At 59.6% G+C, this 13,669-nt stretch carries 14 protein-coding genes; 8 read left to right on the top strand and 6 right to left on the bottom strand.

Translation table 11 applies throughout. The features are described from left to right. Positions 1-28: 28 nt before the first annotated feature. A complete protein-coding gene (locus tag ACM6IO_RS24950) occupies positions 29-1,081 on the bottom strand; it encodes an aldo/keto reductase (protein WP_414912429.1) in 1,053 nt (350 codons plus the stop codon). Between the two features lie 191 nt (positions 1,082-1,272). On the opposite strand from ACM6IO_RS24950, the gene ACM6IO_RS24945 reads away from it, so the two are divergent. From ACM6IO_RS24945 to ACM6IO_RS24925, 5 genes are all read left to right on the top strand, one after another. Beyond that, on the top strand, positions 1,273-1,989 hold the full coding sequence (locus tag ACM6IO_RS24945; RefSeq protein ID WP_192227094.1) for a helix-turn-helix transcriptional regulator: 717 nt from the start codon (positions 1,273-1,275) through the stop codon (positions 1,987-1,989). A gap of 52 nt (positions 1,990-2,041) precedes the next feature. Continuing rightward, positions 2,042-2,383 (top strand): nuclear transport factor 2 family protein, encoded by a 342-nt coding sequence (locus tag ACM6IO_RS24940; RefSeq protein WP_008040238.1) that lies wholly within the window; start codon positions 2,042-2,044, stop codon positions 2,381-2,383. Between the two features lie 30 nt (positions 2,384-2,413). Next, positions 2,414-3,532, top strand: coding sequence for a cell division protein ZapE (zapE, locus tag ACM6IO_RS24935; protein ID WP_414912428.1), 1,119 nt, complete (start codon positions 2,414-2,416; stop codon positions 3,530-3,532). An 18-nt stretch (positions 3,533-3,550) separates the two neighbouring features. Continuing rightward, positions 3,551-4,138, top strand: a complete 588-nt coding sequence (locus ACM6IO_RS24930; RefSeq protein ID WP_008040241.1) for a DinB family protein — start codon at positions 3,551-3,553, stop codon at positions 4,136-4,138. 92 nt (positions 4,139-4,230) lie between these two features. After that, a complete protein-coding gene (locus ACM6IO_RS24925; protein WP_223451646.1) occupies positions 4,231-4,722 on the top strand; it encodes a GNAT family N-acetyltransferase in 492 nt (163 codons plus the stop codon). An 81-nt stretch (positions 4,723-4,803) separates the two neighbouring features. On the opposite strand, the gene ACM6IO_RS24920 is transcribed toward ACM6IO_RS24925, so the two are convergent. From ACM6IO_RS24920 to ACM6IO_RS24900, 5 genes are all read right to left on the bottom strand, one after another. Then, positions 4,804-5,004: a hypothetical protein gene (locus ACM6IO_RS24920; RefSeq protein WP_414912427.1), complete on the bottom strand. Its 201-nt coding sequence runs from the start codon at positions 5,002-5,004 to the stop codon at positions 4,804-4,806. Positions 5,005-5,189: 185 nt separating this feature from the next. After that, the gene (locus ACM6IO_RS24915) at positions 5,190-5,390 is read right to left on the bottom strand and encodes a hypothetical protein (protein ID WP_414912427.1); all 201 of its coding nucleotides are present in this window, start codon (positions 5,388-5,390) and stop codon (positions 5,190-5,192) included. A 98-nt stretch (positions 5,391-5,488) separates the two neighbouring features. After that, positions 5,489-7,723 (bottom strand): TonB-dependent siderophore receptor, encoded by a 2,235-nt coding sequence (locus tag ACM6IO_RS24910; RefSeq protein ID WP_414912426.1) that lies wholly within the window; start codon positions 7,721-7,723, stop codon positions 5,489-5,491. Between the two features lie 202 nt (positions 7,724-7,925). Next, complete coding sequence (locus ACM6IO_RS24905) at positions 7,926-9,668, bottom strand: phosphoethanolamine transferase CptA (RefSeq protein WP_223480056.1); 1,743 nt, start codon at positions 9,666-9,668, stop codon at positions 7,926-7,928. 200 nt (positions 9,669-9,868) lie between these two features. Then, positions 9,869-10,051, bottom strand: a complete 183-nt coding sequence (locus tag ACM6IO_RS24900) for a DUF6026 family protein (protein ID WP_008029917.1) — start codon at positions 10,049-10,051, stop codon at positions 9,869-9,871. 272 nt (positions 10,052-10,323) lie between these two features. On the opposite strand from ACM6IO_RS24900, the gene gnd reads away from it, so the two are divergent. From gnd to ACM6IO_RS24885, 3 genes are read left to right on the top strand one after another with little or no spacing between them, the layout of a single operon-like run. After that, positions 10,324-11,304, top strand: coding sequence for a phosphogluconate dehydrogenase (NAD(+)-dependent, decarboxylating) (gnd, locus tag ACM6IO_RS24895; RefSeq protein WP_280161261.1), 981 nt, complete (start codon positions 10,324-10,326; stop codon positions 11,302-11,304). Further along, on the top strand, positions 11,301-12,824 hold the full coding sequence (gene zwf / locus ACM6IO_RS24890; RefSeq protein ID WP_008029913.1) for a glucose-6-phosphate dehydrogenase: 1,524 nt from the start codon (positions 11,301-11,303) through the stop codon (positions 12,822-12,824). Before gnd ends, zwf begins: the two co-directional genes overlap by 4 nt. Continuing rightward, complete coding sequence (locus ACM6IO_RS24885; RefSeq protein ID WP_008040253.1) at positions 12,821-13,645, top strand: Cof-type HAD-IIB family hydrolase; 825 nt, start codon at positions 12,821-12,823, stop codon at positions 13,643-13,645. Before zwf ends, ACM6IO_RS24885 begins: the two co-directional genes overlap by 4 nt. Positions 13,646-13,669 lie beyond the last annotated feature (24 nt).

The raw sequence follows: 13,669 nt of genomic DNA, 5'->3' as shown, positions 1-13,669 counted from the left end.
TGGTGCGTGGCTTCCCCGCGAAGCTTTTTCAGGCGACCGGGATTATTGGCACATCCAGGGTTTCGCCCCCGCTGAACCGTGCAAAAGAACCGGCAATGGACTCATGCGGCACACCTTTCGCCACTTCGCTGATGCCATCCAGCCGCGACAACTGATCGGCACTCAACTGCACATCCAACGCGCCCAACGTCGCATCCAATTGCTCACGCGTACGCGAACCCAGAATCGGAATCAGCGCCGTGGTCGAGCGTTTGGCTTTTTCCCGCAGCCAGGCAATGGCCACGTGCGTCGGGCTGGCGTCCAGCTCCGCCGCGACCGCGAGCAAGGTGTCGAGCAGGGCGGTTTCGCGGGCACTTTTCTCGGCGTGTACCAGCATGCCCAGTTTGGCGGCTCGGCTGTTCTCGTCGTTGGTGCGGTATTTGCCGGTCAGGAACCCGCCACCCAGCGGCGACCATAAGGTCGCGGCCAGCCCCAACGCTTCGGCCATCGGCAGTTGTTCACGTTCGGCTGTGCGCTCGGCGAGGCTGTACTCGACCTGAATGGCGGTAATCGGCGCAAAACCGCGAACTTCAGCCAGCAGATCGGCGCGGGCGATGCGCCAGGCCGGGAAGTTCGATAGCCCGGCATAATGAATCTTGCCGGCGCGCACAAGATCATCAAAACCACGGAGGATTTCTTCCATGGGCGTGACACCGTCGCTCATGTGCGCCCAGAACAGGTCGATGTGGTCGGTCTTGAGCCGTGTCAGGCTTTCTTCCACGGCGCGGACCATGTTCTTGCGGTTGTTGCCAGTGTGGGAAATACCTGCGGCCGGTGTAGTCCCCAACGTGTATTTGGTGGCGATGACCAGGCGATCGCGCTCAGCGGCGATGAACTCACTGAGCATGGCTTCCGACTGGCCACCCTGATAGCCATTGGCGGTGTCGATGAAATTACCGCCGGCCTCCAGGTAGCCATCAAAGATGCGCTTGGCTTCATCGCGCTCGGCGCCATGACCCCAACCGGTACCAAAGTTACCGGCACCCAGCGCCAGTTCCGCAACGCGCAAGCCGGTTTTTCGGCCGAACACTTTGTAATGCATGGGATGACTCCTGAAGGAAGACGCTGCGGATTAATATAAATGTCGTAAGACATGTATTTAAGATGATGCCAGTCATGTATTCAGTCAAGGTGCTTTTTCATGAGTGGCAAAACGGGCCCGTGGTTACTGCCACTTTCTGACAGGGGGCTCTGCTAATCTGCGAGATCATTTCTGCACAGAGCCTGCCGATTGTGTCTCGTACCACGCGTTTACTGACCTTGTTGCAAGTGCTGCGCGGTAAAAGTCGTCCGGTCACGGCGGCGACACTCGCCAGCGAGCTTGAGATTTCCGAGCGTACGCTCTATCGCGACATCGCGGAACTCACCGCACTGGGCGCGCCGATCTACGGTGAGGCGGGGATCGGTTACGTGTTGCGCAGCGGTTTGTTCCTGCCGCCGTTGATGCTCAATGCCGATGAAACCGAAGCCATCGTGCTGGGGCTGCGTTACGTGGATCAGCGCGGCGATGAAGTGTTGAGCAAAGCGGCGGCCGATGCGCTGGCCAAGATTGCTGCGGTGCTGGCGCCCGAAGCGCTGGACGCACTACGCAACCCGACGGTAATGCCGGGCCCGCCCGGTTATGGCTTCGCGCCAAATGCCGTGCCGCTGAATGCGTTTCGCCAGGCGATTCGCGATCAGGCCAAGCTGCACATCGACTATGCGGACGCACAGCAAGTGCCGAGTCAGCGGCTGATCTGGCCGCTGGCGCTGGGGTTTCTCAATGAAGTGCGGATCATCGTCGCCTGGTGTGAGTTGCGCGGCGCCTATCGGACTTTTCGTACCGACCGGATTTCGGCGGCGAGCGAGCAGGGCGAGCGTTATCCGGGGCGGCGCAGCGACCTGCTGCGCACCTGGCGCAAGCAGATGCAACTGGATGAAGCCGGGCGTTTCACTCCTGACAAGAACTGACACAGGCGTGTTCTAGCATGGCGTCAGAATCAACCAACAAGGAGCTGTCACCATGTCCCATCCTGCCTCTGCACTGGCGCCCGCCATCGCCGCTTACATTGCTGCCGCCAATGCCCGCGACACCTCGACGGTCGCCAGTTTTTTCGCTGAGGACGCCAATGTGTTCGATGAAGGTCAACACCGGATTGGCACCCAGGCTATCGCCCAATGGATGCAAGACACCGCCCGGCGTTACCAGCCAAAGGTCGAAGTGCTCGACGTACAACAGCGCACCGGCAAGGTGCTGGTGCACAACCTGATCTCCGGGACGTTTCCCGGCAGTCCGCTGGAATTGCGCTACATGTTTCGCCTGAACGAGCAGGGCAAGATCGCCCGGCTGGACATTTCACTGTAGACGTCGCGTCACGATGGCATACTGCCGCGCATGAATGCCGACTCCCCGTTAAGCGCCTGGCAACACGCCATCGAACAGAAGGGCTTCGTCCAGGACGAAGCCCAGGAACATGCCGTCTGGGCGTTGCAAAAATGCCATGAAGCGTTGCATGAAGGTCAGACGCCGGTCACGGGCGTGTACCTGTGGGGCCCCGTCGGGCGTGGCAAGACCTGGCTGATGGATCAGTTTTACCAAAGCCTGCAGGTCCCGGCCCGGCGCCAGCACTTTCACCATTTTATGGGGTGGGTGCATCAACGCTCGTTTCAGCTGACCGGCACCGCCGATCCGCTCAAAGCCCTGGCCCGCGAGCTGAGCGAAGAAGTCCGCGTGTTGTGTTTCGATGAGCTGTTCGTCAACGACATCGGCGACGCAATCATTCTCGGGCGCTTGTTTCAGGTGATGTTCGAGGAGGGCGTGGTGGTGGTCTGCACGTCCAATCAGCCGCCGGACATGCTGTACGCCGATGGCTTCAACCGCGACCGCTTCGTGCCCGCGATCGAGGCGATCAAGCAGCACATGCAGGTGATCGCGGTGGATGGCGGCGAAGACCATCGCCTGCATCCCGGCGCTGGTTTGCAGCGCTATTGGGTCGCCGCGCCCAGGCAACCCGGCGCGCTGGAAGATGTGTTCAAGGCGCTGACCGCCGGCCAGTCAGTCTCCAGTGAACCGATCAAGGTCGGTTACCGCTCGCTGAATGTGGTGCAGGCCAGTGAAACCGTGCTCTGGAGCCGATACGCCGACCTCTGTGAACAACCCTTTGCCGCCATGGATTTCATGGCCCTGTGCGACACCTTCAGGGCTATTCTGTTGAGTGACGTGCCCAACCTCAGCGCGCAAAAACGCGCCGGCCGCATCGCCCGTGGCACCGAAGACGGGGTCGAGCGGGTGGTGGCGGGTGATCGCGAGTTGCCGCAATTGTCGGTGCACGACGACGGTGTGCGGCGCTTCATCGCGTTGGTGGACGAATGCTATGACCGCAAAGTGCCGTTGTACCTCGAAGCCCAGGTGCCGATGGAATCGCTCTACACCGAAGGCTATCTGGAATTCCCGTTCCGCCGCACACTCAGTCGCCTACAGGAAATGCAGCTGCAACGTTTCGCCGACGCTTGAACCCAAGGAGCCGCGAACATGAATCAGCCCTTGTCCCACCATTTGCTGACCATGGCTTATCAGAATGCCTGGGCCAATCATCGACTGGCCAAGGCCTGGAGCCAGTTGAGCGCAGAGGAGCTGGCGGCGCCGCGCGTCAGTTTCTTCCCCAGCCTGCGTGCGACCCTCAACCACATCCTGACCTGCGACTGGTTTTACATGGATGCGCTGGAACGGGAGTTGCGTGGCGATGTTCCGCATCCTGAATGCACGGTGTTCTTCAACAAAGACGAGCCGTTCACCACTGCCGCTGACCTGCAGCGCGAACAGGCCCAGGTTGACCGCCGCCTGATCGCCTATTGCGAGCAAATGCGCGACGCCGACCTGGGCAAGATTGTGACAATCGCCCGAGACACGCCGCAATACGACAGCCGTTTGCGCCTGCTGTCTCATCTGCTCGAGCATCAGATCCATCATCGCGGGCAAGTACACGCCATGCTCAGCGGCACGTCGGTCGCGCCACCACAATTGGACGAGTTTTTCTGCGCCGGGGAGTCGGGCCTGAGGGCGGCGGATTTCGCCGAGCTGGGGTGGACCGAAGCATTGATCTGGGGCACCTCTGTTTAAAGATTGCGCGATGAACGGGACTCGCGATAGGGTCGCTGTGCCCTGCGGCGCGATCTGCGCGCCGGGGCAATTCATGTGTAATCGAGGTGGAAATGGAATCCGCAGAAATTCTAGTGCTTCAGGCCAGTTACACCAATCCGGTGCATGCCGAGGCGATAGGTCAGGTGTTGAATCATTACGCCGAGGACCCGATGGGTATCGGTCATTCTTTGCCGGCCGAGGTGCTGGAGCACCTTCCGAGGGAACTCGCCAAACGTCCCCATGCGTACAGCGTGCTGGCGTTCGTCGGGGGTGAACCGGCAGGGCTGGTCAATTGCTTTGAAGGTTTTTCGACGTTTGCCTGTCGGCCATTGGTCAACGTGCATGACGTGGTGGTGGTGAAACAGTTTCGCGGATTGGGCCTGAGCCAGAAGATGCTGCAAAAGGTCGAGGAAATCGCCCGTCAGCGCGGCTGCTGCAAAATCACGCTGGAGGTGCTGGAAGGCAATGCCGTGGCGCAGTCGTCCTACGCTAAATTCGGCTTCAGCGCCGGCATGTTCGATCCGGAGCACGGCCGGATGCTGTTCTGGACCAAGGCGTTGTAGCATCGCGCTCTTCGTAGGAGCCAGGCTTGCCGGCGAAGGCGTATTTGAAATCGCCTTCGCCGGCAAGCCTGGCTCCTACATCTAGCGTTTGTAATGCTCGGTCACTTGCGCCGTTTGATCGTCCGGAACCCGGACCTCAGCGGTTTGCTGGCTTTGATTCTCCTGTTGGCTGAGCCGCAGGCTTTCGTAGTAATAGCGCATGCGTTCTGCGCCACCTTCGGCAAATGCGCTGACCGAAACGAACGTCATCAGGCTGGCAACGATCAAGGGTGTACATTTCATGGTTCGCCTCCCAAAACGGATATCGGGTGCTTTTCATCCATGAAGCAATGTCGCGAGAACATTATCTGCCGATTTCGTCGATTGGGAATTAACTGCGCCTAGAGTTTCCAGTCCAGGCTCAGTGTCACCGTACGCGGATCACCCCAATATGAAATCGCCTTCGCCGGCAAGCCTGGCTCCTACATCTAGCGTTTGTAATGCTCGGTCACTTGCGCCGTTTGATCGTCCGGAACCCGGACCTCAGCGGTTTGCTGGCTTTGATTCTCCTGTTGGCTGAGCCGCAGGCTTTCGTAGTAATAGCGCATGCGTTCTGCGCCACCTTCGGCAAATGCGCTGACCGAAACGAACGTCATCAGGCTGGCAACGATCAAGGGTGTACATTTCATGGTTCGCCTCCCAAAACGGATATCGGGTGCTTTTCATCCATGAAGCAATGTCGCGAGAACATTATCTGCCGATTTCGTCGATTGGGAATTAACTGCGCCTAGAGTTTCCAGTCCAGGCTCAGTGTCACCGTACGCGGATCACCCCAATACACACCGTTATAGAAACCGACGTTGTCGTAATACTTCTTGTCGAACAGGTTCTCGACGTTGAGCGAGGCGGACAGGTGCGGGTCGAACTCGTAACGTGACATCAGGTTGACCACGGTGTACGCGCCTTGCCGGATGTTTGTGCGTTCAGTTATCACATTGCCAGCGGCGTTGCGTCCGACCGGGCGATTGGCGGCGCGGTAAACGTCACTTTGCCAGTTCACTGCACCGCCCACGGTCAGGGCCTGCCAGTCGCCAGGCAAGCGATACGAAGTCGACACCCGAAGCAGGTTCAGCGGCTGACTGGTATTGGTGCGTTTTTCTTCGCCATTGACCGAGTGGGTGTAGGTGTAACCGGCGGTCATGTTCCAGTGCGGCATGACCTCGCCGGAGAGCTCGGCCTCGAACCCCTGAACCTTGTTGCCCTTACCGCTGGAGGTGTAGAACTCCTCGCCAGTAACCGGGTCCGGCGGCACCGAATCGTCGCGTTCGGCGACATTGTCCTGTTTGCTCCAGAACACGGCGGTGGCGAGGTTCAGTCGCTCTTCCAGCAGGCTGCCCTTGAGGCCAAGTTCATAGTTGCTGCCCACCACCGGTTCGAGGTACTTGCGGCTACTGTCGCGGTTGGTTTGTGGCTTGAAGATATCGGTGTAGCTGATGTAAGCCGTGTATTCGGGTGTCAGGTCGTACAGCAGTCCGGCGTATGGCGTCCATAGGTCGTTGTGTTGCTGGCGGGTAACTTCAGACTCGCTCAACTGCAGATTGTCGGTGTAACTGTTAGCCGTTTTCGACGCTTTCCAGCTGCCATAGCGGCTGCCGAGGACGGCGTGCAGATCGTCGGTCAACGTCAGGCGAGTGGCCAGGTAACCGGCCTTTTGGCGGGTGTTGTCGCTGGAGCCACGCAGGCTGGTGACGGTGTCGGGGAATTTGGGGATGCCGCCCATGTACTTCCAGTCGGGTACGTTTTCGTAGTCCTTCGCGCGGGCGCCATCGACGGTGTGTGGGCTTTCGTCGCTGCGTTCGGCTTCGCCATACCCGAGCATCATTTCGTGCTCACGCCCGAACAATGAATAGGGTCCGGACACGTTGAAGTCATAAGCCTTCATTTTTTGCGTGCCGATCATGTGGCTGACGTTGGCGATCATGCCGCTGCGATCCGCCTCGGGGAAGCCGCCACCGCCGTAGTAAATCTTGCCGTCGGTGTCGCTTTCGCGATGGGTGTAAGCCGCCTTGAGGTGCCAGCCCATCCCCAGTTGCTGATCCAGCGTGGCGAACGCGGTCTTGTCTTTCAGCGGCCAGGAACTCCAGGGGGTGGCCATGTTGGTGGAGCGGCCGAGGTTGGCTTTGCTGCCGTCTGCGTTCCAGTAGGGCACGGTTCCCCAGGAGGTGCCCTGCACCTGCTTGTCCTGATAGTCATAACCCACGGCGAGCAGCGTATCGTCGGTCAGATCGGCTTCGAGAATCCCGTAGCCGACTTCCCGTTGCAGCTGATACTTGTCGCGTACCGAATGACTGTCGCGGTAGGCCAGCACGCTGCGCCCGCGCAGGCGTCCGTCGAACGCCAGCGGCCCGCCGACATCGACGTAACTGTAGTAATCGTCATAACTGCCGCCGCTGACACCGGTTTTGGCTTCCCACTGCGCCGTCGGACGCTTGCGCACCATGTTGATGGTGGCCGAAGGGTCGCCTGCGCCCGTGGTCAGGCCGGTTGCACCGCGCACGACTTCGATGCGGTCATAGATGATGGTGTCGGAATCGGACTTCATGTAGTTGAAGGTGTTGAGCATCCCGTCGATCTGGAAATTGTTGATCGTGTAGCCGCGGGAGGAATAGACGACCCGGTCCGAGTCGTTGTGCTGAACCACCACGCCCGTGGTCTGGCGCATGGCGTCGGAGAGCGTGTCGAGTTTGAAGTCGTCCATTTGCTGGCGCGTGATCACGGACACCGATTGTGGCGTCTCCTTGATCGACAGGTTCAGGCGGGTGGCGGTGCTCATGGCGCCGGTGGTGTACGACCCGGTGTTTTCGGTGGTGCTGCCCAAGCCTTGGGCCGTGACGCTGGTGGCACCGAGTACCAGGGCGGAGGGTTGTTTGTCCGGGTCGGTTTCAGCCAGCAGGTCCGGGCTTAGTACGGCACTGCAAAACCCAAGGGTAAAGGTCATGGAACGGGTGATAGGCGCGAACATCGCGGCCGACTCCTTGTCGTCAATGAAAAAATTCCGTTTGTTCAAAGACGAAGGAGGGCGGGGGTATTTAGCAATAAACGAGAATAATTATTATCTTTCGGAGAAATTGTAGGAGCGAAGCTTGCTCGCGAAGAGGTCGGCAGATTCAACATCTATGCTGACTGGGCCAACCCCTTCGCGAGCAAGCATCGCTCCTACAGATCTACTGCTGAGCGACTGCCGGGGTCGGCTTCACCTTGGGTTTGATCAGGCTGAAGTCGATCAGCGCTTTCTGCTCGCGCTCATAAGGATTGCCAATCAGCAGTGGGCGCGGCTTGAAACTGTCGCTGACCACGCTCTTGCTGCGATCCAGTTCATCGAAGCTCAAGCCCGCCAGATCGGCCCAGGTATGGATCAGGTGCGAGCTGCTGTACGGCCGCCCCAGATCACCGGCAAAGCTCCAGTCATGGTTTTCGCGCCATTTCGGCGAGGCCCAGGCCATGAATGGAATGGTGTACATCGGCGCCGTCGGCTTGGCCTCATTGCGACCCAGCGTATTGTGACCAGCAGAGTCGAAAACGTCTTCGCCGTGGTCGGAGAGGTACAGCAGGAAGCCGTTAGGATCGGTCTTGGCGTAATCCTTGATCAGGCTCGAAACCACGAAATCGTTGTACAGCACCGCGTTGTCATAGCTGTTGTAGGTCGGCAACTGATCGTCACGCACGCCAGCCGGAACGCCGTTGCGGTCCTTGAACTTGTCGAAGGTCGATGGGTAGCGGTACTGATAGCTCATGTGTGTGCCGAGCAAATGCACAACGATCAACTTGCGTGGCGCCGCGTCCGCCAGGGCCTTGTTGAACGGCTCGATCACGTCGCCATCGTACTGGGCGGCGTTCTGGTTGCGGTTGTTGTTCAGGTACACCTGCTCGTCGGCCTGCTCGGAGAAGGTCGTGAGCATGGTGTTGCGCTTGGTCATGGTTTGCTGGTTGGTGATCCAGAAGGTCTTGTAGCCCGCCTGTTTCATCATGCTGACCAGCGACGGCGTCGACAGGAACAGGTCCGGGTTTTCTTCGTCGGCGAACGTCAGGACCTGCTGCAATGCCTCGATGGTGTAAGGGCGCGGGGTGATGACGTTATTGAAGACCGCCAGTTGGTCCTTGAGCTTGTCCAGTTCCGGCGTGGTTTCACGCGGGTAGCCGTAGAGACTCATGCGCTGACGGTTGGTGGATTCGCCGATCACCAACACCAGGGTGGCGGGCTGATTGGCCATCGAATCCTTGAAATTGTGCAGCGGTGGAATCTTGCTCGCGCTGTCGAGCATGCCCTGCATGTCGGCCAGGGTGTCGAGGTAGCGGTGATAGGCCACGGCCATCTGCCACGGCACTGCCGGTTCGATACGGGTTTCGAACTTCTCGAAACCACTGGCGAAACTGCCGGTGTGAACGGTCTGCTTGGCCAGCGGATAACCCACCACGGCCACCAGAATGGCGGTCGCGGCGACCAATGCGCGACCACGGGGCATGTACACCGGGCGCAAGCGGGTCCACAGGAAATAGGCGAACAGCGTGTGGGCAACAAATGCCGCCACCATCCACCAGGCAAAATACTGGGTCATGTACTCGCCGGCTTCAGAGATGTTCGACTCGAACATGATGAAGATGACGCTCTGGGAAAATTCCTGCTGATAGATGAAGAAGTAACCGAGACTGGCCATGGAACAGGCCCACAGCACCACGCCGATCAGCGCCGCCAATACACGCGTCTTGCGGGGAAACAGCAGCATCGGCGCCAGCCAGATGGCGCTCATGGTGAAGGCTTGGCGGAAACCGCTGAACCCGGAGGTGCCCGTCAATTGGATCAGCAGTTGGGTAATGCCGGAGAAATACCAGAAGAACAGAAACAGCCAGAGAAACCCTGCCCAATCAAACTTGTCCGCAGTCGAATTGCTGCGTTCATACAAAGCCATTGCGTGCTCCAGCCAGAAATCACTTCCACCGCCGGGACGGGAAGGTCGCCGACGAACAGGCGCCGCGCAGATACCGGGCGGCCATAAAGGACCGAAGTATCAACAAGGGCGTGTGAAAGTTTTGTGAGCTGTTGAACGCGGGTAAATCGTGATGGCGTATCGGAAACAGCGATTGGCTGCTTCCGATTCAGGCGAGGGGATCAGGCGTGGGGAGCGCGCAAAGTGACAGGCATCGGCTGAGCCTGGATACCTTGCGTCAGCAGGCGCAATTGCTCGACTTCCTGTTTGAGCTGGTCGCGTTCGTCTTTCAACTGGCGCAATTCATCACGACGGATCGTGACGTAAAGGGTTTGTGCTGGCCGTGCTGCTTGTACTGTGCCCATTGCTCACCTCGCAAATGGCTTGCCTCAACTGTAAATCCGCCCCGACATCGGTGCTGATTTACTATCGGCGCTGATTTTGATTTCTTTTGTCCCGGAAGGGAACTTTTTTATTTTTCGTGGTCGTTGTGTCTTCGGCACGATTCCCGACGTTATCAATCAGGATCGGGCACAATGCCCGGAAACTTCATGCCAACGCTCTGGACTAACCCTCATTAGTCGCGTTGGGCTATAACCTTTGACACACATTTATTTGTAGTAGGGAGCATCAGCACATGCAACTCGGGATTATTGGACTGGGCCGCATGGGCGGCAATATTGCGCGGCGCCTGATGCTCAACGGGCATACCACCGTTGTTTACGACCGCAATACCGCCTTCGTCGACACCCTGGCCGCCGAAGGCGCCAAGGGCGTCATCGACCTGCCGGCCCTGGTCGCCGGCCTGGCCAAACCACGAGCGGTCTGGATCATGCTGCCGGCAGGCGCACCGACCGAAGACACCATCGACACCCTGAGCACCTTGCTTGAAGCCGGCGACACCATCATCGACGGCGGCAACACCTTCTATAAGGACGATATTCGCCGGGCAAAAAACCTCTCGGAAAAAGGCCTGCACTACATCGACGTCGGCACCTCCGGCGGCGTCTGGGGCCTGGAGCGCGGTTACTGCATGATGATCGGTGGCGAAGCCGAAGTGGTTAAACGCCTCGATCCACTGTTCGACAGCCTGGCGCCTGGCATGGGTGACATCCCGCGCACCAAGGACCGCAAGTCGGACGACGATCGCGCCGAACGCGGTTATATCCACGCCGGCCCCGCGGGTTCCGGCCATTTCGTGAAAATGATCCACAACGGCATCGAGTACGGAATGATGCAGGCCTTCGCCGAAGGCTTCGACATCCTCAAGACGAAGGCCAGCACCAACCTGCCGGAAGACCAGCGCTTCAACCTGAACGTCGGCGACATCGCCGAAGTCTGGCGTCGTGGCAGCGTGGTCTCGTCGTGGCTGCTCGACCTGACCGCCGATGCCCTGGCTGCCGATCCGCAGCTCGATAATTTCTCCGGTTCCGTTGCGGACAGCGGGGAAGGTCAATGGACCATTGAAGCGGCCATGGAACAAGCGGTACCGGTGCCGGTGCTGTCGAACTCGCTGTTCGCCCGCTATCGCTCGCGCGGCCAAGGCACTTTTGGCGACAAGATCCTCTCGGCCCAGCGCTTCGGCTTCGGCGGCCACGTGGAGACTGCGAAAAAATGACCCGTTTGATCCGCAATAAATCCAAGGCAGAACCCGCACCACCGACCACGCTGTTCCTGTTCGGTGCCCACGGTGACCTGGTCAAGCGCTTGCTGATGCCGGCGCTGTACAACCTGAGTCGCGACGGTCTGCTTGGCGATGGACTGCGGATCATCGGCGTCGACCACAACGCCATCACCGACGAAGCGTTTGCCCAGAAGCTCGAAGACTTCATTCGGGCCGAAGTGGCAAGCAAGGTCGGCAAGGGCGATCAAGCCCTTGACCCGGCGTTGTGGGCCAAACTGGCCAAAGGCATCAGCTACGTCCAGGGCGACTTCCTGGACGACAGCACCTATCAGGCGCTGGCGGCGAAAATCGCCGCCAGTGGCACCGGCAACGCGGTGTTCTACCTGGCCACCGCGCCACGTTTCTTCAGCGAAGTGGTGCGTCGTCTCGGCGCTGCCGGTTTGCTGCAAGAGACGCCGGAAGCGTTCAGAAGGGTAGTCATCGAAAAGCCGTTCGGCTCTGACCTGCATACCGCCGAAGCCTTGAACGCATGCTTGCTCAAGGTCATGACGGAAAACCAGATCTACCGGATCGATCACTATCTGGGCAAGGAAACCGTGCAGAACATTCTGATCAGCCGGTTCTCCAACAGCCTGTTCGAAGCGTTCTGGAACAACCATTACATCGACCACGTACAGATCACTGCCGCGGAAACCGTCGGCGTGGAAACCCGTGGCAGTTTTTATGAACACACCGGCGCCCTGCGGGACATGGTGCCCAATCACCTGTTCCAGCTATTGGCGATGGTGGCCATGGAACCGCCGGCTGCCTTTGGCGCCGATGCGGTTCGCGGCGAGAAAGCCAAAGTGGTGGGGGCGATCCGTCCCTGGTCCACCGAAGAGGCACGGGCCAATTCGGTGCGTGGCCAATACGCCGCCGGCGAGATCGACGGCAAGCCGTTGGCGGGTTATCGCCAGGAAAACAATGTGGCGCCCGACAGCACGACCGAAACCTATGTCGCGCTCAAAGTCATGATCGACAACTGGCGCTGGGTCGGCGTGCCGTTCTACCTGCGCACTGGCAAGCGCATGAGCGTGCGCGACACCGAGATTGTCATCTGCTTCAAACCGGCGCCTTACGCGCAGTTCCGTGATACCGAGGTCGATGAGCTGCAACCGACCTATCTGCGGATTCAGATTCAACCCAACGAAGGCATGTGGTTCGACCTGTTGGCCAAACGCCCCGGCCCGGCGTTGAAAATGGCCAATATCGAACTGGGTTTTGCCTACAAGGATTTCTTCGAAATGCAGCCGTCCACCGGCTACGAAACCCTGATCTACGATTGCCTGACCGGCGATCAGACGCTGTTCCAGCGCGCCGACAACATCGAGAACGGCTGGCGTGCCGTGCAACCGTTTCTCGATGCCTGGCAGCAGGATGCGAGCGTGCAGACTTACGCGGCGGGCGAAGACGGGCCGGCGGCGGCAGAAGACCTGCTGACCCGCGACGGTCGCGTTTGGCATAGCCTCGGATGAGTGACGAAACGCAACAACCCATCCGCTTTTTGCTCAGTGACATGGACGGCACCTTGTTGCTGCCCGATCACAGCCTCAGTCAGCGCACCATCGAGGCGGTCCGTTCGTTGCGTGAGTCGGGCGTGCTGTTCAGCCTGGCCACCGGCCGGCCGCCGAAAGCCATGCTGCAGCAGATCGAAGCCTTGGGCGTCGATCTGCCGACGGCGGCGTTCAATGGCGGCACCATCGTAAACCCCGACGGCAGTTTGCTGGTCGCGCATTATTTGCCGGCAACGGCCGCGCTGACCACGTTGACACAGTTTGCCGATCTGCCGGACATCGAGGTGTGGGTGTTCAGCGGCGGCGACTGGCTGGTGAAAGACTCGAATGGCCCCATGGTGCCGCGGGAACAGCACGGCCTGGGGTATCCGCCCGTGGTGGTGGAGAGTTTCGAGCCCTATCTGGAATACATCGACAAGATCGTCGCGGCGAGCAACAACACGCAGTTGTTGATTGAGCTTGAGGCGCAGTTGCTGCCCAGGGTCGAGGGCCAGGCGCAGGTGTCACGCTCGCAGCCGGTGTACCTCGACGTGACCGCGATGCAGGCAAACAAGGGGGACGCACTGGCGACACTGGCGGAGTTTCTCGGCGTGTCGCTCGGGCAGACCGCCGCCATGGGCGATGGCGGCAATGACCCGGCGATGTTTCATCGCGCCGGATTGTCGATTGCCATGGGGCAGGCGGAGGAGGCGGTGAAGCGTCAGGCCGACGTAGTGACCGGGGCCAATACCGAAGACGGCGCAGCGCAGGCGATCGAGCGGTACATCCTCAACGCAGGTTAACCGCGTTATCGTTCTTCGCGGGCA

This window comes from Pseudomonas sp. IT-P44, from assembly GCF_949768225.1.
In the GTDB taxonomy this organism is placed as follows: Bacteria; Pseudomonadota; Gammaproteobacteria; order Pseudomonadales; family Pseudomonadaceae; genus Aquipseudomonas; species Aquipseudomonas migulae.
The sequence above is the reverse complement of the archived record's forward strand: the minus strand, read 5'-3'. Positions and strand labels throughout refer to the sequence as shown.

Coding starts and splice junctions, on each gene's coding strand:
- ACM6IO_RS24900 (WP_008029917.1), bottom strand. CDS start 10,051: ATGGGCACAGTACAAGCAGCACGGCCAGCACAAACCCTTTACGTCACG.
- ACM6IO_RS24905 (WP_223480056.1), bottom strand. CDS start 9,668: ATGGCTTTGTATGAACGCAGCAATTCGACTGCGGACAAGTTTGATTGG.
- ACM6IO_RS24925 (WP_223451646.1), top strand. CDS start 4,231: ATGGAATCCGCAGAAATTCTAGTGCTTCAGGCCAGTTACACCAATCCG.
- ACM6IO_RS24940 (WP_008040238.1), top strand. CDS start 2,042: ATGTCCCATCCTGCCTCTGCACTGGCGCCCGCCATCGCCGCTTACATT.
- gnd (WP_280161261.1), top strand. CDS start 10,324: ATGCAACTCGGGATTATTGGACTGGGCCGCATGGGCGGCAATATTGCG.
- ACM6IO_RS24950 (WP_414912429.1), bottom strand. CDS start 1,081: ATGCATTACAAAGTGTTCGGCCGAAAAACCGGCTTGCGCGTTGCGGAA.
- ACM6IO_RS24930 (WP_008040241.1), top strand. CDS start 3,551: ATGAATCAGCCCTTGTCCCACCATTTGCTGACCATGGCTTATCAGAAT.
- ACM6IO_RS24915 (WP_414912427.1), bottom strand. CDS start 5,390: ATGAAATGTACACCCTTGATCGTTGCCAGCCTGATGACGTTCGTTTCG.
- ACM6IO_RS24910 (WP_414912426.1), bottom strand. CDS start 7,723: ATGTTCGCGCCTATCACCCGTTCCATGACCTTTACCCTTGGGTTTTGC.
- ACM6IO_RS24920 (WP_414912427.1), bottom strand. CDS start 5,004: ATGAAATGTACACCCTTGATCGTTGCCAGCCTGATGACGTTCGTTTCG.
- ACM6IO_RS24885 (WP_008040253.1), top strand. CDS start 12,821: ATGAGTGACGAAACGCAACAACCCATCCGCTTTTTGCTCAGTGACATG.
- zapE (WP_414912428.1), top strand. CDS start 2,414: ATGAATGCCGACTCCCCGTTAAGCGCCTGGCAACACGCCATCGAACAG.
- zwf (WP_008029913.1), top strand. CDS start 11,301: ATGACCCGTTTGATCCGCAATAAATCCAAGGCAGAACCCGCACCACCG.